Source organism: Virgisporangium aurantiacum (genome assembly GCF_016863635.1).
In the GTDB taxonomy this organism is placed as follows: Bacteria; Actinomycetota; Actinomycetes; order Mycobacteriales; family Micromonosporaceae; genus Virgisporangium; species Virgisporangium aurantiacum.
The window spans coordinates 53218-76681 of the sequence record NZ_BOPG01000101.1 but is presented as its reverse complement, the minus strand read 5'-3'; the positions used below and the strand labels follow the sequence as shown (position 1 = coordinate 76681).

Genomic DNA, 23464 nt, shown 5'->3' with positions numbered 1-23464 from the left:
TCGGCGACGTTCTCGTACGGCGAGTAGCCCTTCATGTACGCGTAGACGTCGGCGCTCTCGATCGGGTTGCCCCACTCCTCCCACTCGATCACCGTCAGCGGCAGGGACGGGTCGAGGATCGTGTTCAGCGGGTCGACGAACGGTACCTGCGCCACGATCCCGGCGAACGCGGTCGGCGCCAGGTTGGCCACCGCGCCCATCAGCAGACCGCCGGCCGAGCCGCCGCGGGCGATCAGCTTGTCGGCGCTGGTCCAGCCGGCCTTCACGAGGTGCTCGGCGCACGCCACGAAGTCGGTGAACGTGTTCTTCTTCGACAGCAGCTTGCCGTCTTCGTACCAGCGCCGGCCCATCTCGCCACCGCCGCGTACGTGGGCAACGGCGTACACCACGCCGCGGTCGATCAGCGACAGCCGCGGGATCGAGAACCACGGGTCCATCGAGGACTCGTACGAGCCGTAGCCGTACAGGAGAGCGGGCGCGCTCCCGTCGCGCGGGGTGTCACGCCGGTAGATCAACGACATCGGCACCTTGGTGCCGTCGTCGGCCACCGCCCACTCGCGGCGCTGCTCGTACCTCTCCGGGTCGTAGCCGCCCAGCACCGGGCGCTGCTTGCGCAGGGTCAGGGTGCCGGTGTCGAGGTCGCAGTCGTACACCGAGTCGGGCGTCAGCAGGGACGTGTAGGAGAGCCGGTAGATCGAGGTGTCGTACTCGGCGTTGTCGCCGGGCTCCACGGTGTAGATCGGCTCGGGGAACGAGATGTCGTAGTCGTTGCCGCCGTCGAGCGGAACCACCCGCAGCCCCGTGAGCCCGTCGCGGCGCAGCGACACCACGAGGTGCCGGGCCAGCGCGTCGACGCTGATCAGCCGCGTGCCGGGCTGGTGCTCGATCAGCGTGGCCCAGTCGCCGGGGGAGTCGGCCGACGTGTAGGCGAGCTCGAAGTCCTCGGCGCCGTCGTTGTGCAGGATCAGGAACCGGTGGCCGTGATGCTCGACGTGGTACTCGACCCCCTGCCGCCGCGGGGCGATCAGCGCGGGCTCGGACGCCGGCTGGTCGGCCGGGATGTACCGGGCCTCACTGGTGATCTTGCTGCTGCACTCGATGAGGATGAACTTCTCCGAGCGGGTCAGCCCGACGCCCACCCAGAACCGCTCGTCGGGCTCCTCGAAGACCACCACGTCGTCGCTCGACGCGGTGCCCACGACGTGCCGCCACACCTTGTTCGGCCGCCAGGCGTCGTCGACGGTGAGGTAGAACAGCGTCGACCCGTCGGCCGACCAGGCCGACCCGTAGAAGACGCCGGTGATCTCGTCGGCGAGGGTCTCGCCGGTCGCGAGATCCTTCACGCGGAGCGTGAACCGCTCGTCGCCGTTGTAGTCGGTGGAGTAGGCCAGCCGCTTCCCGTCCGGGCTCACGCTCAGCGTGCCGAGGGCGAAGAACTCGCTGTCGCCGGCGAGGGCGTTGCCGTCGAGCATCACCTCTTCGCCGTCGAGCGGCGCGCCGTCGTCGGGGATCGGCGGGGCGGTCTCGTCGGCGCGGACGGCCCGCCGGCAGTGGATGGAGTACTGCTTGCCCTCCTCGGTGCGGGCGTAGTACCAGTGCGCCTTCTTGCGGACCGGGAGGGAGAGGTCGGTCTCCTTGGTGCGCGTCTTGATCTCGTTGAACACCGTCTCGCGCAGGCCCGCGAGGTGGGCGGTGGCCGCCTCGGTGTACTCGTTCTCGGCCGTCAGGTACGCGATGGTGTCGGGATTCTCCTTGGAAAGCAGCCACGCGTACTCGTCGACGACCGTGTCGCCGTGGTGCGTGCGCTCACTGGAGACCTTCTTGGCCACGGGCGGCTGCTGCGTCGTCACCCGGAAGACGTTACCGGTCACCTTTCCCGAATCGGTTGCGGTGTCGCGATCTCGAACATACGTTCTATAGCTACAAGAACCAAAGCTTGACAAGGTGATCCGGCGAAGGGGGGTGGGCCGGTGGCGTTGCTCGCCGAGCTGCAGGAGATCTGCGGGCGGGCGCACGCGCGTGCGGCCGGGCCGGGCGACATGGCCGGCGGTGTCCGGGCGGCCTTCGTGGCCACGCCGGGTTCCGCCGAGGAGCTGGCCGCTCTGGTGGCGCACGCCGGCGGGCACGGGCTCGCCGTGGTCCCGGTCGGTGGTGGCACGAAGGCCGACTGGGGCGGTCCACCGTCCACTGTGGATCTTATTCTCGACACCGTGCGCCTCGCCGGCTGGCACAAGCACGAGACGGGTGAGCTCAGGGCCACCGTCGGGGCCGGCACCCGGCTGCGCGATCTCGATCCGCTGCTGCGGCCCACCGGGCAGCGGCTGGCGCTCGACCCGGCGTCGATGTGGGCCGGCGGCACGGTCGGCGGGGCGCTGGCGGCGGCCGAGACCGGCCCGCTGCGCCACTTCACCGGGCCGGTCGGCAACCTCGTCGACGCGATCGACTACGTCGACGCGGAGGGGCACGTCCGCACCGTCAGGGCGCTGGCCGCGGCCGCTCTGTGCGGGTCGCTGGGCACGCTGGGCGTCATCGCCACGGCCACGTTGCGGCTGCACCCGCGGCCACCGGCCACGGTGTGGCTGCGGCGGTCGGTCACCAACCCGGCCGAGCTGTACGAGTTGATGCTGCTCATGGAGACCACCCCGCTGGGCGTGGCCGCGGTCGAGGCCGACTGGCCGGCCGCCGATCCGGTGCTCGCCCGGGTCCCCCGGCAGCGGGTGGCGATGGAAGACGGGCAACCGGCCGCGGCGCTGCGGCCGGGTCCGGGTTCGATCGCGGTTCAGATCGAGGGGACGAACGCGGGCGCGCTCGATCGGGTGCAGACCGCCGCGACCCTGTTGGGCGGCGACGCCGCCCCGCTGCCACAGCCGCCGGCCTGGTGGGGCCGGTTGCCCGGTGGGCCCGACGACATCCTGCTGCGCCTCGGCGGCCCGCCGGCGGCCCTCAACGCGGTGGAGTACACGTTGCGCGACGCCACGGCGGGCACCGCGTCGATGCGCGGCTCGGTGGGTGCGGGGGTGATCATGGCCGCGCTCCCCGGTCACCTCGCGATGGACCGGGTGGTGAGCATCATCGAGGCCACCCGCTACACGATGACCGGGCGCGAGGGCTGGTGCACGCTGCTGCGCGGGCCGGCCGGGGTGCACGCCGAGCTGCGGGCGTCCGATCCCGATCGGCCCGATGCCGCGCGCCGCAAGACGGCGGCCGACCCCGACGGGCGCTTCGCGCCCGGCCGCCTGCCGTTGCGATCGAGGGGGTAGGCGAAGATTGGGTACGTGATTCCTGACGTGCTCGCCAACCGTTACGCCTCGCCCGAGATGGTCACCGTCTGGTCGCCCGAGGAGAAGATCCGGGCCGAGCGCCGGCTGTGGCTGGCGGTGCTGGAGGCCCAGGCCGATCTCGGCGTACCGGTGCCCGCTGGGGTGGTCGACGCCTACCGGGCCGTGCTCGACGATGTCGATCTCGCGAGCATCGCCGCCCGGGAACGCGTCACCCGCCACGACGTGAAGGCGCGCATCGAGGAGTTCGCCGCGCTCGCCGGGCACGAGCACATCCACAAGGGCATGACCTCGCGCGACCTCACCGAGAACGTCGAGCAGTTGCAGGTCCGGGCCGGTCTGCTGCTGGTGCGCGACCGGGTGGTGGCGGCGCTGGCCCGGCTGGCCGAACTCGCCGTCGCGCACACCGACCTGGTCCTGGTGGGCCGCTCGCACAACGTGCCGGCGCAGGCCACCACGCTGGGCAAGCGCTTCGCGACCGCGGCCGAGGAGCTGCTCGTCGCCTACGAGCGGCTGAGCGACCTGATCGGCCGCTACCCGCTGCGCGGGATCAAGGGCCCGGTGGGCACGGCCGCGGATCAACTCGACCTTTTCGACGGTGACGCGGTGCGCGTGGCCGCGCTCGAGGAGCGGGTGGCCCGGCATCTGGGATTCGGTCGGGTACTCGACAGCGTCGGCCAGGTGTACCCGCGGTCACTGGACCTCGACGTGGTCTCGGCGCTCGTGCAGGCCGCCGCCGCCCCGTCGTCGCTGGCGTTGACGATCCGGCTGATGGCCGGCCAGGAGCTCGCCACCGAGGGGTTCCGGCCGGGGCAGGTGGGCTCGTCGGCGATGCCGCACAAGATGAACACCCGGTCGTGCGAGCGCGTCAACGGGCTGGCCGTGGTGCTGCGCGGCTACCTGTCGATGGCCGGGGAACTGGCCGGCGACCAGTGGAACGAGGGCGACGTCTCGTGCTCGGTGGTGCGCCGCGTCGCCCTGCCGGGCTCCTTCTTCGCATTCGACGGGCTCTATTTGACATTTCTCACTGTTCTCGCCGAATTCGGGGCGTACCCGGCGGTTGTCGCCCGCGAACTCGATCGGTACCTGCCGTTCCTCGCCACCACCAAGATCCTGGTCGCCGCCGTCCGGCGGGGAGTCGGGCGCGAGGTCGCGCACGAGGTGATCAAGGAGCACTCGGTGGCCGTCGCGCTGGCCATGCGCGAGAAGGGTGCGCCGGTCAACGACCTGTTCGACCGGCTCGCGGCCGACGAGCGGCTGGGTCTCGGCCGGGCCGAGATCGACACGCTGGTGGCCGATCCGGCCGCGTTCGTCGGCGCCGCGCCGGCTCAGGTGGCGGCGGTCGTGGCCCGGGTGGCGGCGGTTGTCGCAGATCACAGTGAGGCAGCTAAATACGTTCCACCACCCATTCTGTGACAGTCATTCATGCCTCGATGACGGGAATCACCCGGTACGGTGACCGCTGAACAGGCCCGATGCGCTGGCCACGGGATAGGTCCGTATCGCCGGATTCGACGCGACGGGTAGGCTCGATCCGCTCCGTCCGCCGAATACGTCCAGGAGAAGCGCAGTGGCCCGGGTCGTCGTCGACGTCATGTTGAAGCCTGAAATTCTCGACCCGCAGGGGCAGGCGGTGGCAAACGCCCTTCCCCGGTTGGGAGTCACCGGTGTCTCTTCGGTGCGCATCGGGAAGCGGATCGAGATCGAGTTCGACGGGGAGCCAGACCTCGAACAGGCCCGCGAGATCGCCGACAAGTTGCTGGCGAACCCGGTGATCGAGGACTTCACCATCCATCTGCCCGCTCCCGCCGAGGCCGACAAATGACCCGGGTCGGCGTCGTCACCTTCCCGGGTTCGCTCGACGACGGTGACGCGCTCCGCGCGGTGCGTGTCGCCGGCGGTGAGGCCGTGTCGCTCTGGCACGACGACCCGGCCCTGCACGGCGTCGAGGCGGTGATCCTGCCGGGCGGCTTCTCGTACGGCGACTACCTGCGCTGCGGCGCGATCGCCCGGTTCGCACCGGTGATGGACTCGATCGTGAAGGCGGCCGGCGACGGCATGCCGGTGCTCGGCATCTGCAACGGCTTCCAGATCCTCTGTGAGGCACACCTGCTGCCCGGCGGCCTCACCCGCAACCAGCACCTGCACTTCCGCAACCGCGACCAGTGGCTGCGCATCGAGTCGGTCGGCACCGCGTGGACCGGCTCGTACGAGGCCGGCCAGAACATCCTCGTCCCCGTGAAGAGCGGCGAGGGCTGTTTCGTGGCCGACGAGCAGACGCTGGACCTGCTCGAGTCGACCGGCCGGGTGGTGGCCCGGTACGTGCCGGGTCCGGGCCTCTCGGAAGAGGGTTACAACCCCAACGGCTCGCTGCGCGACATCGCCGGGATCAGCAACGAGGCGGGCAACGTCGTCGGCCTGATGCCGCACCCGGAGCACGCGACCGAGGCGCTCACCGGCCCGTCCGTCGACGGCCTGGGCTTCTTCACGCACGTGCTCGGCCATCTCGGGAGGGTTTCGGCGTGACCATTCAGGAACTCGACCGGGACTTCGACGCCGGCGACCAGAACAGGCCCCGCATCGACACGGTCGAAGACGCGGCGGCCACCCCCGACGACGACCAGCCCTACGCCGAACTCGGCCTGCGCGACGACGAGTACCAGCGCATCCGCGACATCCTCGGCCGGCGGCCCACCCAGTCCGAGCTGGCGATGTACTCGATCATGTGGAGCGAGCACTGCTCCTACAAGTCGAGCAAGGTGCACCTGCGCCAGTTCCAGGAGAAGGCCCCGCCGAGCGACCGCATGCTGGCCGGCATGGGCGAGAACGCCGGCGTGATCAAGATCTCCGACACGATCGCCGTGACGTTCAAGGTCGAGTCGCACAACCACCCGAGCTTCGTCGAGCCGCACCAGGGCGCCGCCACCGGCGTCGGCGGAATCGTGCGCGACATCCTCGCGATGGGTGCCCGGCCGGTGGCCGTCATGGACCCGCTGCGGTTCGGCGCGGCCGACCACCCCGACACCCGCCGCGTGCTGCCGGGTGTCGTCAACGGCATCGGGCAGTACGGCAACTCGCTCGGCCTGCCCAACATCGGCGGCGAGGTCGTCTTCGACCCGTGCTACCAGGGCAACCCGCTGGTCAACGCGCTGTGCGTCGGGGTGCTCCCGGTCGACCGGCTGCAGAAGAAGGAAGCCACCGGCGCCGGCAACGTCGTGGTGCTGCTCGGTGCGAAGACCGGGCGCGACGGCATCGGCGGCGTCTCCGTGCTCGCCAGCGCGACGTTCGACGACGAGAGCGAGACGCGCCGCCCGAGCGTGCAGGTCGGCGACCCGTTCCTGGAGAAGCTGCTGATCGAGTCGTGCCTGGAGTTGTATGACGCCGGGCTCGTCGTGGGCATTCAGGACCTCGGCGGCGCCGGGCTCACCTGCGCGCTCACCGAGACCGCGGCGGCGGCGGGCACCGGCATGAAGATCGAATTGGACCGGGTGCCGCTGCGCGAGCCGTCGATGCTGCCGCACGAGATCCTGGCCAGCGAGTCGCAGGAGCGGATGCTGCTGATCGTCGACCCGGCCCGGCTCGACGACGTGCTCGCGGTCGCCGCCAAGTGGGGCCTGCTCGCCACCGCGCTGGGCGAGGTCACCGAGGGCCAGGGCGGCCGGCTGGAGATCTCGTGGCGGGGGCGGACGGTCGTCGACGTGCCGCCGGGGTCGCTGGCCGACGACGGTCCGGTGTACGCGCGCCCGATGCGCGAACCCAACGACCGCTTCCTGCTGCAGGCCGACCGGGCCGAGACGCTGCCCCGCCCGCGCACCGGCGACGAACTGCGCGAGACGCTGCTGCGGCTGGCCGCGAGCCCGAACCTGTGCGACAAGACCTGGGTCACCGAGCAGTACGACCGGTACGTCCTCGGAAACACCGTGCTCGCCCAGCCGGAAGACGCCGGCATCGTCCGCATCGACGAGGAGAGCGGCCTCGGCGTCGCGATCTCGGTCGACGGCAACGGCCGGTTCACCCGGCTCGACCCGTACCACGGCGCCCGGTTGGCGCTGGCCGAGTCGTACCGGAACGTGGCCGTCACCGGCGCGGTGCCGGTGGCCGTCACCGACTGCCTCAACTTCGGCTCGCCCGAGGACCCGGCGGTGATGTGGCAGTTCGCCGAGGCGGTGCGCGGCCTCGCCGACGGTTGCCAGGAGCTCGGCATCCCGGTCACCGGCGGCAACGTCAGCTTCTACAACCAGACCGGTGCGGCGCCGATCCACCCGACGCCGATCGTCGGCGTGCTCGGCGTGCTCGACGACGTCGGCTACCGCACGGCGATGGGCTTCAACGCCGACGGCGACGTCATCCTGCTGCTCGGTGAGACCAGAGCGGAGTTCTCCGGGTCGGAGTGGGCCTGGGTGACGCACGGGCACCTCGGCGGCACGCCACCGGCGGTCGACCTCGCCGCCGAGAAGAAGCTCGGTGAGCTGCTGGCCGACTCGGCGGTGCGTGGCCACGTCGGCGCCGCCCACGACCTCTCCGACGGCGGGCTCGCCCAGGCGCTGGTGGAGTCGTGCCTGCGGTACGGGCACGGCGCGGCGTTGCTGCTGCCCGACGACGCCGACCCGTTCACGTTGCTGTTCTCGGAGTCGACCGCGCGGGTGCTGGTGTCGGTGCCGCGCGGGCACGAGAAGGCGTTCACGGAACTGTGCGTCGAGCGCGGCGTCCCCTACACGCCGCTGGGCGTGGTCGACTTCCGGAGCGGCGCGCTCGACGTCCGCGGTCATTTCCGGATCCCGCTCGACGAGCTGCGCACCGCCTGGTCGGGAACGCTGCCGGCGCTCTTCGGCGCGCAGGCCGACCCGGCGCCCGTCGGCCCGCCGTCGACCGGTGACGACGGGTCCGACGATCTGGTCGAACTGCGGGCCGCCGCACCGGCCGATGAGCCGGTTTCCGACGGGCCGGCCTCCGATGAGCCGGCGGATGAGCCGGCCGACGACGAGTCTTGAGCCCGCTCCAGGCGGGTACCTCGGTCCGGTTCGAGTGGGGGGTCAACGGGGCGGCTGAGCTGGCCCGCAGCTGCGCCGCCCTGGTGCTGGTCGACGTGCTGTCGTTCAGCACCGCCGTCTCCGTGGCAGTCTCGCGGGGGATCCGGGTGCACCCGTTCCCGTGGGGCGAACAGGCGCAGGCGTACGCCGACCGCATCGGCGCGGCCGTCGCCGTCGGACGGGGTGCGGTGTCGGCCCGCCGGCCGTACTCGCTGTCGCCGGCGGCGCTGGCGAACGCGCCGGTGGTGCCCGACCTCGTGCTCCCGTCGCCCAACGGGTCGGCGATCTCCGCCGCCGCGGCGTCGACCGGTCTACCGGTGCTGGCCGGCTGCCTGCGTAACGCGTCGGCGGTCGGGCAGTGGCTGCGGGGTCAGTCCTTCGGGACGCCCGACGCGCCGGTCGGGGTGATCGCCGCCGGCGAGCGCTGGCCCGACGGGCACCTCCGCCCGTGCGTCGAAGACCTGCTCGGTGCCGCGATGGTGATCGACAGCTTGGCCGACGACGATGCTCTTCTCAGCGTCGAGGCGGCCGTGGCGCTGGCCGCCCTCACCGGGGTGCCCGATGTGGCCGGCGCCGTGCGCGGCTGCGAGTCGGGCCGGGAACTGCTCGACCGCGGCTTCGGCGGCGACGTGGAACTGGCCGTCGAGGTCGACTGCTCGCCGGTGGTACCAATGCTGACGGCCGGCGCGTTCGCGCCGGCCGTCAGGTAGCTCTCGCTGGGTGACTCAGTCTTGCCACTCTGAGCGGCTGCGACCGCCGCCCCGACCGTAATCGCCCTCGTAACCGCCGCCGCCGTAACCGTTGGCCCCGCCGCCGGCGCTGCCGTTGGCCGGGTAGCCGCCCTGGCCACCACCGTGACCGGCCGGGCCGCCCTGGCCGCCGCCGTACCCGCCGCCGTTGGCCCCGTACTCCGACCCGTTGGCGCCGCCGTAGCCGCCACCGGCGGCCGGGTACCCGCCCTGGTCGCCACCCTGGTAGACGCCGGTCGGCTGGTCGGCGTACCGATCGCCACCGCCGCCGTAGCCACCGCCGCGCGGCTCGTCGTACCCGCCACGCTGTGCCCCGCCGCCGTAGCCGCGCTCGTCGCGGTACCCGCCGCCGTTGTCGTAGTCGCCGTAACCGGGCGGTGCCGCGTTGGTGGCCTGGGAGTCGTTGTAGCCGCCGCTGTAGGCGCCACCGACGCGGGTGGGCGCCGGCGCCGGTGCGGCGTACGGGTCGGGGAACTCGTCGAGTTGCTGTTGCGGCCCGACGATCGCCGTGGCGTCGTTCATGCGGTTGTGGCCGCCGACCATCGTGGCCCCGCCGCCGCCGCCGTACGCACCGGCACCGGCCGGCGCCATCTGGTTCGGGTCGTTGCCGTAGCCGTCGGGGTCGTCGTCGCCGTCCTTGCGGCGCATCACCAGCAGGACGATGGCGCCGATGCCGAGCAGCACCAGCAGGACGCCCATGCCGATGAGCACCAGGGACAGCATGCTCGTACCGCCGTCTTCACCGGACGTGGACTTCGTCTGGGGGGCGCCCGACACTCCCGTGCTCGGATCCTCCGCCGCGGGCTCGGACGCCGCCGGTGCCGACGGCGGGGTACTGGCCGCGGTCGGCTTCATCCGGATGTTGAGGCTCAGCGCCTTGCCGGACTGGGCGGTGCCGTTCGCGGTGGCCTCGGTGAAGCCCTCCTTGACGGCCGTGACGGTGACCTGGCCGGGCACGATCAGCTTGGTCGCCGACGACTTGATGCTGTAGTTGCCCGAACTGTTCGCCGTGGCGTCGTGGGTGTTGCCGGCGCTGTCCTTCAACGTCACCTGTGCGCCCGGAACACCGTCGCCGGTGGCCTGGTCGGTGACCTTGCCGGAGACCTCGGAGGCCGAGGCCGCCTGCTGCGGGCCCTTCAGGGAGACGTTGACGCTGTCGTTCCCGTTGCGGCCGCTGACGTTGACGGAACCCTCACGGTTCTGGCCCTGCTGGAGGCCGCTCGGGTTCTTGGCGGCGACGCTGATGGTGAGCGTCTTCGGGTCGTCGTTCTCACCGTCGAACGCCCTGTTGTCGCAGTTGAGGGTCTGGCCGCCGTTGCCGTCGCACCCGCCCGGCCCACGGAGCGAGACCTCGTTGCCGAGCCCGCTGACCGTGATCCTGGCCTCCGGGTTGACCCCGTCGACCTGGTTCATGGTGATCTGGATCTGCTTTTCCTCGCCGGCGTTCAGCGTGAGGCTGCCCGGATTGGCGTTCACGGCCGCCAGCGCTGGCGCGGCCGGCAGGAGTACGGCTGCTCCGCTGACCAGTGCTCCCACCACGGCTGCCCGCAGTAGGTGGCCTCGTCGTTGCGCAGTCACGTCAAATCCCTCCGGCATCGACGGCTATGACCTTGCTCTTGCCTTCTTCACCGCAGCAAACTATGCCCTAGACTCTCGGCCGCGCGAAAGGCGACGGCTGTTGCGCTCCGATTTCTCGCGGCCATATCGTCCCGGTGTGTCCGCTACGCACCCAGAATATGAAGCTGTCTTAAGACTTCTCAAGGCGCTCGACGACGGTGTCGACGCGGACCGACCCACCTTACGCGCCGCCGTGCGGTGGTTGCTTGCGACGCTCGCCGCTGCTACGCCGGGCCGGTCCGTCGAGGTCAGGGTGCCTCCGTACGGCGCGGTTCAGTGCATTCCGGGCCCCCGCCACACCCGCGGGACTCCGCCGAACGTCGTCGAAATGGACCCGATCACCTGGGTCGAGATCGCCACCGGTCGGGTGACGTGGGCCGACGCGGTGGCCGCCGGTCGCGTCCGGGCGAGCGGCACCCGGGCCGACCTCAGCGAGTTTCTGCCGGTTCGCCACGCCGACCCGGGCTAGATCGGGTGATTGCCGGCACCACCAGCGGAAATACCTGATCGGGACGGGATGGCCGGGCGCTGGCCGTGCCTGTTTCCCGTGCCCTCACGTACACTGTGATCCGCGACGGCGACCCGCGCGGCGCCAATCGTCTGGTTGACCACACGGTCCCACCGAACTCACGCGAGTGACCTCCCCCGACAGCCACCTCGCTACGAAAAGCGCCTGAGATAGAGGGAGCGGCAGTGCCTCGAGGCGATGGCCGGCTCAGCCACGACATCGACCCGCAAGGCCCTGGCCCGCAAGACGCATGTGGCGTCTTCGGGGTCTGGGCACCGGGCGAAGAGGTGGCGAAGCTCACCTATTTCGGTCTGTACGCGCTTCAGCACCGTGGGCAGGAAGCCGCGGGAATCGCGGTCTCCGACGGGTCCGGCGTGGTGGTGTTCAAAGACCTCGGCCTGGTGGCCCAGGTGTTCGACGAGCCCACGCTGGCGTCGTTGCGCGGTCACATCGCGATCGGGCACACCCGCTACTCCACCACCGGCGGCTCCACCTGGGAGAACGCCCAGCCGACGCTGCGGTCGACGCCGTCCGGGTCGTCGACGATCGCGCTGGCCCACAACGGCAACCTGGTGAACACGGCCGAGCTGGCCCAGCAGGTCGCCGACCTGGGGCTGGCCGAGCCCGGCGTCACGTCCGACACGGCGCTGGTCACCGCGTTGCTCGCGGCCCGGCCCGACCTTTCGGTCGAGGCCGCCGCGCTCGAGGTGCTGCCGACGCTGCGGGGCGCCTTCAGCTTCGTTTTCATGGACGAGGACACGCTGTATGCGGCCCGTGACGCGAACGGTGTCCGTCCCCTGGTCCTCGGCCGGCTGGAGCGCGGCTGGGTGATCGCCAGCGAGACGGCGGCCCTCGACATCGTCGGCGCCAGCGTGGTGCGCGAGGTCGAGCCGGGCGAGCTGATCGCGATCGACGAGCACGGCCTGCGGTCGAGCCGGTTCGCGGCGCAGGACCCGAAGGGCTGCCTCTTCGAGTACGTGTACCTGGCCCGTCCGGACACGACGATCGTCGGCCGCAACGTGCACGCGGCCCGGGTCGAGATCGGCCGCACGCTCGCCCGCGAGCACCCGGCCGAGGGCGACATGGTGATCCCGGTGCCCGAGTCGGGTACGCCGGCCGCGATCGGGTACGCCGCCGAGTCGGGCATCCCGTACGGCTCCGGCCTGGTGAAGAACGCCTACGTGGGCCGCACGTTCATCCAGCCGTCGCAGACGATCCGGCAGCTCGGCATCCGGCTCAAGCTGAACCCGTTGCGTGACAACGTCCGCGGCAAGCGGCTGGTCGTGGTCGACGACACGATCGTGCGCGGCAACACCCAGCGGGCGCTGGTGCGCATGCTGCGGGAGTCGGGCGCGATCGAGGTGCACGTGCGCATCTCGGCACCGCCGGTGAAGTGGCCGTGCTTCTACGGCATCGACTTCGCCACCCGGGCCGAACTGCTGGCGAACGGGCTCGACGTGGAGGGCATCCGCCGCTCCATCGGCGCCGACTCGCTCGGGTTCGTGTCGCTCGACGGGCTCATCGCCGCCACCGAGCAGCCGAAGAACCGCCTGTGCCGGGCCTGCTTCGACGGGGAGTACCCGATCGACCTGCCGGCCGACAACGTGATCGGCAAGCACGTCCTGGAGGGGCTCGCGCGGGTCGCGGCCCAACCCGCCGGGGCCGCGGTCGGTGTAGGTGCGGGTCCGGGCGTCGGGCTGATCCCCAGCGCGGGCGGCGCGGACGCGCTCACCCGGCCTTGAGCCGGGCACCAGACACAAACTTCTTCAACCCCAACTCTCTCAGGGGAGAACGTGACGCACGTGGATGAACGCCCGACCGGCGGTGGGTCCGGAACCAACACCCCCGACAAGCGCCTCTGGAGCGCGGGTGGCCGCACGGCCCGCCGACGCACCGTGACCTACGCAGACGCCGGCGTCTCGATCCACGCCGGAGAGCAGGCGGTGGCGATGCTCAAGTCGAAGGTCAAGCGCACCACCCGGCCCGAGGTCATGGGCGACCTGGGTGGGTTCGCCGGCCTGTTCAAGCTCGACATGTCGAAGTACAAGGAGCCGGTCCTCGCGTCCTCGACCGACGGCGTCGGCACCAAGCTCGTCATCGCGCAGACCATGGGCATTCACGACACGGTGGGTATCGACCTGGTCGCGATGGTCGTCGACGACCTGGTGGCGTGCGGCGCCGAGCCGCTGTTCCTGCTCGACTACATCGCCTGCGGCGAGGTGGTCCCCGACCGCATCTCCGAGATCGGCGCCGGCATCGCCGACGGCTGCCGGTACGCCGGGTGCGCCCTGCTCGGTGGCGAGACGGCCGAGCACCCGGGCGTGTTGCGTCCCGACGAGTACGACATCTCCGGTACGGGCGTGGGCGTCGTCGAACACGACGCGATCCTGGGCAAGCACCGGGTCGAGGTGGGCGACGCGGTGATCGCGTTGCGCTCGTCGGGTCTGCACTCCAACGGCTACTCGCTGGTGCGGCACGTGCTCCTGGGCGCCGGCCGGATGCGGCTCGACACGGTGTTCGACGAGTTCGGCCACCAGCGCACCCTCGGCGAGGAACTGCTCACGCCGACGAAGATCTACGCGCGCGACTGCCTTGACCTCATGAAGGAGTGCGACCTGCGCGCGCTCGCGCACATCACCGGCGGTGGCGTGCCCGGCAACCTGTCGCGGGTGCTGCCCGACAACGCCGACGCGGTGGTCGACCGGTCCACCTGGCGGCCCCAGCCGATCTTCGAGTTGGTCCGCGAGAAGGGCCGGATCGAAGACCCGGAAATGGAGAGCACGTTCAACATGGGCGTGGGCATGATCGCGATCGTCGCGCCGGCCGACGCCGACCGCACGCTGGCGTTCCTTGCCGGTCGGGGCATCGAGTCGTGGCAACTCGGCGAGGTCGTCGAGGGCACCGGATCGGTGCAGATGGTGGGTTCCCACACGCGCGGTTGATCACAAGCCCTAACGGGTGCGGAGAACACCGCCTACGCTGGACCAATGGCATGGACCGGGATGAGTGGAATGGCCACCATCCCGGGGTATGTCGTGATGCAGCCGACAACCCTGTGCAATCTCGACTGCACCTACTGCTACCTGCCCGAACGCGCCTTCAACCGGCCGATGCCGGTGGCCGTCGCGGAGGCGGTAGCCATCGACGTCAACGAATGGGCGAAGGACGCCGACCGGTTCTCCGTCGTCTGGCACGGCGGTGAGCCGATGGCGGCCGGACGGGCCGCCCTCGCCGACCTGATGGCACCGTTCCGGGGCGTCGAGCACCACCTGCAGACGAACGCCACGCTGATCGACGACGCCTGGTGCGAGTTCTTCGCCGAGCACGACCTCCGGGTCAGCATCAGCGTCGACGGGCCGGCCGAGCGCAACTCGGCCCGCGTCACCCGGGCGGGCCGGCCGGCCTACGACCGGATCGAGCGCGGCATCGCGACGTTGCGCGCGCACCGCGTCCCCTTCTCTGTGCTCTGCGTGGTGAGCGATCCGCGGCCGGAACTGGCCGCGGAGCTGTACCGGTACTTCCTCGACCTCGACTGCGACGTCCTCGGCATCAACATCGAGGAGCAGGAGGGGGTCAACGGCCGCACCAACGCGCACGCCGAGGCGAGCGTGCGCGCGTTCTGGGCGGCGCTGGTGGCCGAATGGCGGCGCGATCCGCGCATCCACGTGCGGGAGATCGAGCACGCGCTGCGGTATGCCGGAGCGGTGCTCGCCGGCACCGCCGACGACGTGCTGCCCCGCCGGCTCGACCCGATCCCGACGATCGCTGTCGACGGACGCGTGTTCGTGCTGTCGCCCGAGCTGGCCGGTTTCAGCGACGAACGGTACGGCGACTTCGCGTCGGGGAACGTTCTGCGCACGCCACTACGTCAGATCTTGTATGCGGCAGCGGACGCGCCCGGTTGGGTCGGCGAGTTCCTCACAGGCGTCGAGAAGTGCCGGGCGACGTGCCCGTACTTCGGCTTCTGCGGCGGTGCGCACGCGGCGAACCGCTACTTCGAACTCGGCCGGTTCGACGCGACCGAGACCGACCACTGCCGCAACAGCAAGATCCGCCTACTGGAGGGAGTGCTCGACCATGCCTCTGCCGACTGACCCCCTGACCGAACGCGTGCTGGACGCGGCGGACGGTCTGGAGGCGCTGCTGGCCGAAGCCGAGCAGGCGCGTGCGACACGGGCCGAAGAGGCGTCCGACGGCGCAGCGGTGTGCGCCTGGAACCACTTCGAGAACATCCCGACGTTCTACAACTGGAACAACCGCCCCCGCTGAGCAACGTCTCCGGCGCCCCGGATCAGTCTTGAACGCCTACCTCCACGTAGAACGGGAGGTAGGCGTCCAAGGAGTCCTTACGGCCGACCTTCAGGCCGAACGGCAGAGCCGGATCAGCGTCGACGGGACGGCGGGCTTCCGTCGTCCTGGTCGTCGCCGGTGTCGTCTAGGTCGTCGCCGTCGTCATCGTCTTCGGCGGCGAACTCGTCCAGCTCGTCGTCGACCGGACCGGACCTGGCGCTACCACCGGCGAGCTCGCGCTGCAACGCTGCGAGGTCGGTGTTGGGGGAATGGTATTTCAATTCCCGCGCCACCCTAGTCTGCTTGGCCTTCGCACGGCCGCGCCCCATGGCTCGACCCCCTCGCACAGAATTACGGGGCAGCCATTACCGGCATGCCCCTCACGTCAGGCATCTCTCGTGGCTCATACGGTACATGTCCGAGGCACGATTCGGCATCTCGCCCTCCGGGTAACGTTCCACACCCGGATGTCGCGGGGGTAAGCCCCGATCGCGGGTGCGGTCGTCACTCGCTTCTGCCGCTGTTCAGCGCGGCAACAGGATGCTGCGCAGGCGTCCCACGTCGGCCATCCGGCGCTCGGCGACGCGGTCGGCGGCCACCGCCGGCGGGATGCCGTCGGCGTCGGCCAGGCGCAGAATCTGGCGTGTCGTCTCGAAAATCCCAGACGCGCGCAGTTTGGCCCGTTCGAAGTTGAAGCCGTGGATCTCGTCGGCCACCTGGATGACGCCGCCCGAGTTCACGACGTAATCGGGCACGTACAGCACGCCCCGCTCGGCGAGCAGCTTCTCCACACCGGGATGGGCCAGCTGGTTGTTCGCCGCACCGGCCACCACCGTGGCGCGGAGCGCGGGAACGGTGTCGTCGTCGAGGGCACCGCCGAGCGCGCACGGGGCGTACACGTCGATCGGCTCGCGGATCAGCGCGTCGGCGTCGGCAACCAGGGTCACCTCGGGGTGGGTCTCGCGGGCCCAGGTGTTCGCGCGCTCGGAGACGTCGGTGGCGACCACCGTGGCGCCGTCGTCGAGCAGGTGCCGCGTGAGGTGCTTGCCCACCTTGCCGAGGCCGGCGACGCCCACCGCCCGTCCCCGTAGCGACGTGGTGCCCCACCGGTGCTCGGCCGCCGCACGCATGCCCTGGTACACGCCGTAGGCGGTAAGGACCGAGGAGTCGCCGGCACCCCCGTTGACCTCGGACCGCCCGGTGACGTACCGGGTCTCCCGCGCCACCACGTCCATGTCCCGCACGTAGGTGCCGACGTCGCAGGCGGTGTAGTACCGGCCGCCGAGCGACTCGACGAACCGGCCGTACGCGCGCAGCAGCGGCTCGCTCTTGTCCTTGTCGGGGTCGCCCCAGATGACGGCCTTGCCGCCGCCGTGGTCGAGGCCTGCGAGGGCGTTCTTGTAGGCCATGCTGCGGGAGAGTTCAAGAGCGTCGTGGACGGCGTCGGCCTCGCTGGCGTACGGGTAGAACCGCGTGCCGCCGAGACCGGGGCCGAGGGCGGTGGAGTAGATCGCGATGATCGCCCGCAGCCCGGTGGGTTTGTCGTGACAGAAGACGACCTGCTCGTGACCTGATTCAACGCTGAATACGGTCATCGCCACTCCTTGTGGTGGTGGGGCAGTCCTTGTGGGACTTCGTCTTACCGCCCGAGGTGGGGGCGGTGATGATTTTTCAGCCTAGTGCGGCACCCGCGTCGTGTTATCAAATGGACCCGGATCCGTGCGACGATCGCGAGGTGCCGTCCCTGTTTGCCGCCTACCTCCGGGTGTACGAGCCGCTTGCCGCGTTCGACCGGGAACGGCAGGTCTACTGGCGTCGGTACGTCAAGGAGGGCCGGGCCGTCGCCCCGCTGGAGGGGCCGAACCGGCAGCGCACCTCGGTCATCGAGGCGCTCGGCGCGAGCTGGACCCGGCTGCCCAACCTGCCCGACGAGGCCTACGTCCTGGAGTGGGGCGACTCGCTGCTGATCTGCCCGTGGAACCTGCGGGTCCGGGTCGCCGAGGCGGCGCTGACGGCGCGCGACGGAGTGCCCCCGGTCATCGCCGACGCGTTCGTACCGCCGATCCTGGCCGGCCAGGCCCAGTCGGTGGTCGACGACTGGCGCAGCGGGGCCCGGGTGCTCGAGCACGGGCTGCCCCGGCTGCACGAGCAGGTGTCGACGTGGGGCGTGCCGCTGCGCTGGTTCGCGTTCGTCGATCTCGCCGACCGCGAGCTGTCGACCCGGCCCGGTCGGCGGGTGCTGCGCTACCGCTGCGCGATCATGAAGGCGCGCGCCCGGGCCCAGGAGGCGCACGCGATCCTCGAACGGTCGCTGGGCGACGTGCCGATCACCCAGGCCGTCGCGGAGACGTCCCGATGGCTCGACGAGTTCCACGACAGCTCGCTCGTGGAGCTCGACTACGGCGGCCTGGTCGCTCTCATGTCCGACGAGCAGCTCGTCGGCGACGATTCGCCCGGCCTGATCGCGCACGGGCTCACCGCGGTTGCCGAGGGCCGGGGTGACGACGCCACCAAGGCCTACGAGCAGCTCGTGGAGCGGTGGCGGGCGATCCAACTCCTCGAACGGTGCAACTAGTTCCCTATTGGGAGCACCGCTCACATCGTCAAGATTTGCGCGAGGGGTACCTCCGGACGTCAAACGTTGACCGGATGGGTCAATTTGCCGTCATCTCTTGGGTGATTTGCTCCCCGACGAGATGAAGTAGGTTCGGATCAGACGACCACTCAGGGTGACAATCGGTATGAGAAATCGGTATTCGCACGCCTAAAAGCGGAAAATTCGTCTGATTCATCATCCATCCATACAGTCACCTTCATCCGTTCGGGTAATGTCGGACATCGGGGACTAGCCGGACCATGAGAAGCGCGTTCGGCCGGCGGGACCCCGGCCTTCGCTCTTGGGCACATGTGAGGAGAACCGATGGCATCGCGCACGCACGAACCGGAACCTTTACTGACACCGGCGGAGGTTGCGTCGATGTTCCGGGTCGACCCGAAAACGGTCACGCGGTGGGCCAAGGCTGGCAAGTTGAGCGCAATCCGCACGCTGGGGGGCCACCGGCGGTACCGCGAGTCGGAGGTTCGGGCGTTGCTGCAGGGGCAGATCCCGCAGCAGCGGCAGGGCGACTGACCCCCATTCAACATTCGGAAAGAGGCGCTACCGGATCTCTCCGGCAAGCGCCTCTTCCCGTATGTGAATAGTTTTTTGGAATTAATCCAGTTCGATTGCGATACCGACCGTCCCGGTGCGACCGCGCCGCAACACGCTGCCGTAGACGGTCAGCCAGCCCATCAGCCCGTATTTGCGGGCCATCACCTTTCGTAGCTTCGCGGTCTCCTCGTCGGACAGGACCGTGGCGCGGCCGGCCGCCGCCGGCCCGGTGACCTCGCCCCGGAACTTGCACGGCGCCAACGACACCGCCGGGTTGCGCCCGATCCGCTTGACCTTGAACGACGAGCGGACCGTCCACACCGCGAGCCCGGAACCGTAGGCGCACACCCAGATCGGTGTCGCCACGGGCGTTCCGTCGCGCCGGTACGAGGTCAGGGCGACGTACTGGGCGGCAGCGAGCGACGCGACGTCCGACATGGCCGGTACAGTACGCCGGTGGTCAAGCTGTCGATCCTGATGCCGGTCTACAACGAGGAGGCCCGGGTGGCGGCGGCCGTCAAGCAGGCGCTTGACGTCCCCTACCCGTGCGAGGTCGAACTCGTGGTGGTCGACGACGGCAGCCGCGACGCCACCGCCGAGATCCTCGGCACGTTCGACGACCCCCGGCTCACCGTCGTGGTGCAGCCGCGCAACCGGGGCAAGGGCGCCGCGATCCGCACGGCCACCGAGTCGGCCTCCGGCGAGTACATGGTGATCCTCGACGCCGACCTCGAGTACGACCCGCAGGACATCCCGAAGCTGCTCGCGCCGGTGCTCGACGGACGCGCTGAAGTCGTCTACGGCAACCGGTCGTTCGGATCGCACAGTTCCTTCTCGTTCTGGTACGTGATGGGCAACAAGGCGGTCACCACCTACGCCAACATGCTGTTCAACTGCTACATCGGCGATCTGGAAACGTGCTTCAAGCTGATGCCGTTGGCCCTGTACCGCTCGCTCGACGTCAAGTCCCGCGGGTTCGGGATGGAGGCCGAGGTCACCGGCAAGCTGCTGCGCCGCGGGGTGCGCCCGTACGAGGTGCCGATCAGCTACCGCGCCCGCACCCGTGAAGAGGGCAAGAAGATCACGTGGCGCGACGGGGTGGAGGCGCTGGCCATCCTGGCTCGCGAGCGGGTCCGCCGCCCGTAGCCGGCGCGTCGCCCGTCGCGGACGCGTCGCCCGCAGCGGGCGCGTCGAGGAGGAGCTTGCCGGTGTGCGAGCTCTCGGTCATCACCCGGTGCGCCTCGGCGGCGTCGGGCAGCGGCAGCCGGCGGTGGATCACCGGCCGGATCCGTCCCTGCTCGACCAGCGGCCAGACCTCTTCGCGCACACCCGCCACGATCGCCGCCTTCTCCCCCAGCGGACGCGCCCGCAGCGTCGTCGCGGCGATGGTGGCCCGCTTGGCGAGCATCAGCCCGAGGTCGAGTTCGGCCGTGCGGCCGCCCTGTGCGCCGATGATCACCAGGCGGCCGTTGGTCTTCAGCGCGGCGAGGTTCCGGGCGAGGTACGGCCCGCCGATGATGTCGAGCACGACGTCGGCGTCGACCCGCTCGGCGAAGTCCTCGGTCTCGTAGTCGATCGCGGTGGCGCCGAGCGCGGTGATCGCCGCGTGCTTGCCGGCCCGAGCCGTGGCGAAGACCTCGCAGCCGAGCGCCCGGGCGTACTGGATCGCGAACGTGCCGATGCCGCTCGCGCCGCCGTGCACCAGCAGGGTCTCGCTGGACTTCAGCCCCGCGACCATCCGGAGATTCGACCAGACGGTGCAGGCGACCTCGGGCAGTGCGGCGGCGTCGGCCAGGGCGACGCCCCGCGGCACCGGCAGCACGCACGCCGCCGGCACGACGACCCGCTCGGCGTAGCCGCCGCCGGCGAGCAGCGCGCACACCTCGTCGCCGGGCTCCCACCCGGTGACGCCCGCACCGACGACGCTGATCCGCCCGGCGCACTCCAGCCCCGGATAGGGCGGCGCACCGGGCGGTGGCGGATACCTGCCGGACGCCTGCATGAGGTCGGCCCGGTTGACGCCGGCGGCGACAACATCGATGAGAACCTCACCGGCACCGGGTTCCGGGTCGTCGACCTCGGTCCACCGGAGTTCGCCGCCGTCGGCTGCTGCCGATTTGTCGCCGAAGGAGGCGACGATGACGATCGCGTGCACGCCGTTGAGCTTATTGGGCCTTCTGCGGTACCCGCGCCACCGCGACGACCGACTGGCCGAACGGCGGGTTCGCGATCTTCTCGAGCGCCCGGTTGACCGGCGCGACGAACCGGTCGTAGACGAACACCAGCTTGCCCGGGCCCGGCATCAGCCGCAGGATCTTGGTGGTGAACACGTAACCGAAGAGGCCGAACATGTTGGCGTAGTGCAGCTTCACGATCTCCAGACCGGCCGCGTCCATCGCCTTGCGCATCGACTTCTTCGTGTACCGGCGCACGTGCCCGGTGGCGTAGTCGGCCGGGCTCATCGCCCAGTTGAACGCCGGCACCACGATCACCACGTGGCCGCCCGGACGCACGAGCGCGCCCATGCTCCGAAGAGCGCTCACGTCGTCGTCAATATGTTCCAAAACGTTGTACGAGACCGCCGCACTGTGATCGCCCGGCTCCGTTGCGGGGAGCATCAGCTCGCGAACATCCATGCCGGGGTCGGCGGCGAACCGCTCCTTGAGCGCGACCAGGCGGTCGGGCTCCACCTCCGACACGGTCATCCGAGGGACCTGCGCGAACCACTCGGCCGCGTAGTCACCCATCCCGGCGCTCACCTCGATAGGGTGATCGCCCAGGTACGGGACCGCGAAGTCCGCGAACCACTTGCGGTGGTTCACGCACATCGACAGGCCCTCAAGGACCTCGGACTGGACCTTCTGGTCGCCCAGGATCTCCGCCATCCGCGCTCGTTTCCCGTCGTCAGTCATGTCGATCAGTACGCCAGAACCCAGGTAGCCTACCGGCTAGAGATTTCGAAGGCATCTCAGGCGCCGTACACTGCGCCGGGTAATCGGACGACGCATACCGGTGCAGGGAGGCAGTCAGGGTGAGCAGCACGGTGACGTCGCTTGCCCCGCAGGCACCGGAACCGCCGCCCACGGAAGATCCCGCGCCCGAGTCCCGCCCCCGCCGCCGCTGGATGCCCGACGCGCTGGTGGCGGCCGGGTACCTCGCGGCAGCGGTGTATGTCACATGGGGATTGTGGCTCGGCAACGGGGTGTTGCGGGAGAACCGCGACGACCCTCTTTTCTTCCAGTGGATGCTCATCCATGCCTCGCGGGTGTTCACCCACGGCGAGAACCCGTTCTTCGCGGAGCAGATGAATGCTCCGTACGGGCTCAACCTCATGGCGAACACGTCGACGCTCGGCTGGACCCTGCCGCTGGCGCCGGTGACCATTCTGTTCGGTCCGTGGATCGCCTTCCTGGTGATGACCACGCTCGGCCTGGCCGGTACGGCGTATGCCTGGTACCACGTGTTCGACCGGCACCTGGTGTCGAGCCGCGTCGCCGCGATCATCGGCGGTGCGTCTTGCGGCTTCGCGCCGGGAATGATCTCGCACGCGAACGGTCACCCGAACATCGTCAGCCAGTTCCTGGTGCCGTTCATCGTGCTCAGGGTCCTCAAGATGCGCGACCCGTCGCGGTGGCGGCGGAACGGCCTGGTGCTCGCCGGTCTGGTGATCTACCAGGCGTTCATCAACGAAGAGGTGCTGTTCCTCACCGCGCTGATAATGATCGTCTTCGTGCTGCTCTGGGCGGTGCAGAAGCCGCGGGAGGCGCGGACGCTGGCCGGGCCGGCGCTGAAGGCCTCCGGCCTGTGCCTGGGTGTGGCCGGAGCGGTGCTCGCGTACCCGCTGTACTGGCAGTTCTTCGGGCCGTCGTCGTACCACGGGCTGCCGCTGGGTGTGCAGACGATGGGCACCGACCTGATGGCCGTGAAGGCGTACGCCAGCCAGTCGGTGCTCGGGTCGAAAGCCACCTCGTACGCGCTGGCGTCGAGCGGGTCCGAGGAGAACACGTTCTTCGGGCTGCCGCTGCTGTACGTGCTGCTCGGCGTCGCCGTGGTGCTCGCGCGGTCGGCGGCCGGCCGCGCGCTGATGATCACGCTGCTGTGGTTCTGGTGGTTGTCGCTCGGCCCGAACGTGCTGATCGACGGCCAACCCACCGGCGTGCGCACGCCGTGGTACTACATCGCCGAACTGCCCCTGTTCAACTCGGTGGTGCCCACCCGCATCGGCCTGGCATTGACCCCGATGATCGGCGTTTTGCTCGCGCTCGCGATCGACCGGTTCCAGCCGGCCCGCTTCCGGGTGCTGTGGACCGCGATCGTGGTCGCCGCCCTGCTGCCGATCGCGCCGACGCCGCTCGCCACCTCGGCGCCGCACGTGCCGGCCACGCCGGTCTTCTTCACCAGCGGGGCATGGCGCGACGTGATTCCCGAGGACGGCGTGGTGCTCTCCACGCCACCGGGCTGGGTCCCGTACCTGAGCGCCATGTCCTGGCAGCTCGACACGAACCTCGACTTCGACGTCGTCGGCGGCTACTACCTGGCACCGACGCCCGGCGACCCGACCCGCCGGGCCAACTTCGGGCCGTACTACCCGCCCACCATGAAGCTGATCTGGTACGTCGGCGAGGGCGGTGTCGACGCGCTGATCACCGACGAGCACCGGCGCCAGGCCGTGAAGGATTTCCGCGAGTACAAGGTGACGACGCTGATCCTGCCCGTCACCACCCCGCGCGCCGACCTGGTGAAGAACACGGTCGACCTGCTGGTCGGTCCGGCCCGGCTGGTCGAGGACGTGTGGGTGTGGGACGTAAGGGAGTTCGTGGCGAACGGGGTACCCGGTTAGG

21 protein-coding genes and 1 pseudogene are annotated in these 23464 nt (G+C 70.2%); 15 read left to right on the top strand and 7 right to left on the bottom strand.

The window, feature by feature from the left end:
* Positions 1 to 1850, bottom strand: a 1850-nt coding sequence (locus Vau01_RS56065; RefSeq protein ID WP_204010841.1) for a S9 family peptidase, incomplete at its 3' end; no start/stop codon positions are given.
* A 120-nt stretch (positions 1851 to 1970) separates the two neighbouring features.
* On the opposite strand from Vau01_RS56065, the gene Vau01_RS56060 reads away from it, so the two are divergent.
* The 6 genes from Vau01_RS56060 (at position 1971) to Vau01_RS56035 (ending at position 9018) form a co-directional block, all read left to right on the top strand.
* Complete coding sequence (locus Vau01_RS56060) at positions 1971 to 3260, top strand: FAD-binding oxidoreductase (RefSeq protein WP_204010839.1); 1290 nt, start codon at positions 1971 to 1973, stop codon at positions 3258 to 3260.
* Positions 3261 to 3275: 15 nt separating this feature from the next.
* Positions 3276 to 4694, top strand: coding sequence for an adenylosuccinate lyase (gene purB / locus Vau01_RS56055; RefSeq protein ID WP_204010837.1), 1419 nt, complete (start codon positions 3276 to 3278; stop codon positions 4692 to 4694).
* 154 nt (positions 4695 to 4848) lie between these two features.
* Entirely contained in the window at positions 4849 to 5103 is a 255-nt protein-coding gene (purS, locus tag Vau01_RS56050; RefSeq protein WP_204010835.1) for a phosphoribosylformylglycinamidine synthase subunit PurS, read from the top strand.
* Positions 5100 to 5804: a phosphoribosylformylglycinamidine synthase subunit PurQ gene (gene purQ / locus Vau01_RS56045; RefSeq protein WP_204010830.1), complete on the top strand. Its 705-nt coding sequence runs from the start codon at positions 5100 to 5102 to the stop codon at positions 5802 to 5804. The genes purS and purQ overlap by 4 nt, the downstream gene beginning before the upstream one ends.
* Entirely contained in the window at positions 5801 to 8269 is a 2469-nt protein-coding gene (gene purL, locus Vau01_RS56040) for a phosphoribosylformylglycinamidine synthase subunit PurL (protein WP_204010829.1), read from the top strand. The genes purQ and purL overlap by 4 nt, the downstream gene beginning before the upstream one ends.
* The gene (locus tag Vau01_RS56035; protein ID WP_239152821.1) at positions 8266 to 9018 is read left to right on the top strand and encodes a 2-phosphosulfolactate phosphatase; all 753 of its coding nucleotides are present in this window, start codon (positions 8266 to 8268) and stop codon (positions 9016 to 9018) included. The genes purL and Vau01_RS56035 overlap by 4 nt, the downstream gene beginning before the upstream one ends.
* Before the next feature lie 15 nt (positions 9019 to 9033).
* Here Vau01_RS56035 and Vau01_RS56030 read toward each other — a convergent pair whose 3' ends face one another.
* Complete coding sequence (locus Vau01_RS56030; RefSeq protein ID WP_239152819.1) at positions 9034 to 10635, bottom strand: carboxypeptidase-like regulatory domain-containing protein; 1602 nt, start codon at positions 10633 to 10635, stop codon at positions 9034 to 9036.
* Between the two features lie 136 nt (positions 10636 to 10771).
* Between Vau01_RS56030 and Vau01_RS64175 the strand changes: the two genes are divergently transcribed.
* From Vau01_RS64175 to amcA, 5 genes are all read left to right on the top strand, one after another.
* Positions 10772 to 11143, top strand: coding sequence for a sterol carrier family protein (locus tag Vau01_RS64175; RefSeq protein ID WP_239152817.1), 372 nt, complete (start codon positions 10772 to 10774; stop codon positions 11141 to 11143).
* A 224-nt stretch (positions 11144 to 11367) separates the two neighbouring features.
* A complete protein-coding gene (purF, locus tag Vau01_RS56020) occupies positions 11368 to 12924 on the top strand; it encodes an amidophosphoribosyltransferase (protein ID WP_204010824.1) in 1557 nt (518 codons plus the stop codon).
* A gap of 51 nt (positions 12925 to 12975) precedes the next feature.
* Positions 12976 to 14124 carry a phosphoribosylformylglycinamidine cyclo-ligase gene (gene purM, locus Vau01_RS56015; protein ID WP_204010823.1) on the top strand — a complete coding sequence of 383 codons (1149 nt, stop codon included), beginning with the start codon at positions 12976 to 12978 and terminating at the stop codon, positions 14122 to 14124.
* 60 nt (positions 14125 to 14184) lie between these two features.
* Positions 14185 to 15276, top strand: a complete 1092-nt coding sequence (amcB, locus tag Vau01_RS56010; protein ID WP_204010862.1) for a cyclophane-forming radical SAM peptide maturase AmcB — start codon at positions 14185 to 14187, stop codon at positions 15274 to 15276.
* Entirely contained in the window at positions 15260 to 15451 is a 192-nt protein-coding gene (gene amcA, locus Vau01_RS56005; protein WP_204010822.1) for a multiple cyclophane-containing RiPP AmcA, read from the top strand. Before amcB ends, amcA begins: the two co-directional genes overlap by 17 nt.
* Positions 15452 to 15564: 113 nt before the next feature.
* Here amcA and Vau01_RS56000 read toward each other — a convergent pair whose 3' ends face one another.
* The gene (locus Vau01_RS56000; RefSeq protein ID WP_204010821.1) at positions 15565 to 15801 is read right to left on the bottom strand and encodes a DUF3073 domain-containing protein; all 237 of its coding nucleotides are present in this window, start codon (positions 15799 to 15801) and stop codon (positions 15565 to 15567) included.
* Between the two features lie 195 nt (positions 15802 to 15996).
* Positions 15997 to 17067, bottom strand: coding sequence for a Glu/Leu/Phe/Val dehydrogenase dimerization domain-containing protein (locus tag Vau01_RS55995; protein ID WP_204010820.1), 1071 nt, complete (start codon positions 17065 to 17067; stop codon positions 15997 to 15999).
* 140 nt (positions 17068 to 17207) lie between these two features.
* On the opposite strand from Vau01_RS55995, the gene Vau01_RS55990 reads away from it, so the two are divergent.
* Both Vau01_RS55990 and Vau01_RS55985 read left to right on the top strand, forming a co-directional pair.
* Positions 17208 to 18047: a DUF8083 family protein gene (locus Vau01_RS55990; RefSeq protein WP_204010819.1), complete on the top strand. Its 840-nt coding sequence runs from the start codon at positions 17208 to 17210 to the stop codon at positions 18045 to 18047.
* 345 nt (positions 18048 to 18392) lie between these two features.
* Complete coding sequence (locus tag Vau01_RS55985) at positions 18393 to 18602, top strand: BldC family transcriptional regulator (RefSeq protein ID WP_007073996.1); 210 nt, start codon at positions 18393 to 18395, stop codon at positions 18600 to 18602.
* An 81-nt stretch (positions 18603 to 18683) separates the two neighbouring features.
* Here Vau01_RS55985 and Vau01_RS55980 read toward each other — a convergent pair whose 3' ends face one another.
* Complete coding sequence (locus Vau01_RS55980; protein ID WP_204010817.1) at positions 18684 to 19061, bottom strand: PPOX class F420-dependent oxidoreductase; 378 nt, start codon at positions 19059 to 19061, stop codon at positions 18684 to 18686.
* A gap of 39 nt (positions 19062 to 19100) precedes the next feature.
* Here Vau01_RS55980 and Vau01_RS55975 point away from each other — a divergent pair, with 39 nt between their 5' ends.
* Entirely contained in the window at positions 19101 to 19769 is a 669-nt protein-coding gene (locus Vau01_RS55975) for a glycosyltransferase family 2 protein (RefSeq protein WP_204010851.1), read from the top strand.
* 37 nt (positions 19770 to 19806) lie between these two features.
* Here Vau01_RS55975 and Vau01_RS55970 read toward each other — a convergent pair.
* Both Vau01_RS55970 and Vau01_RS55965 read right to left on the bottom strand, forming a co-directional pair.
* Positions 19807 to 20769 (bottom strand): annotated as a pseudogene (locus Vau01_RS55970) (NAD(P)H-quinone oxidoreductase); the annotation flags it as partial.
* A 19-nt stretch (positions 20770 to 20788) separates the two neighbouring features.
* Positions 20789 to 21508: a methyltransferase domain-containing protein gene (locus Vau01_RS55965; protein ID WP_204010815.1), complete on the bottom strand. Its 720-nt coding sequence runs from the start codon at positions 21506 to 21508 to the stop codon at positions 20789 to 20791.
* A 146-nt stretch (positions 21509 to 21654) separates the two neighbouring features.
* Here Vau01_RS55965 and Vau01_RS55960 point away from each other — a divergent pair, with 146 nt between their 5' ends.
* A complete protein-coding gene (locus Vau01_RS55960; protein ID WP_204010812.1) occupies positions 21655 to 23463 on the top strand; it encodes a glycosyltransferase family protein in 1809 nt (602 codons plus the stop codon).
* Position 23464 lies beyond the last annotated feature (1 nt).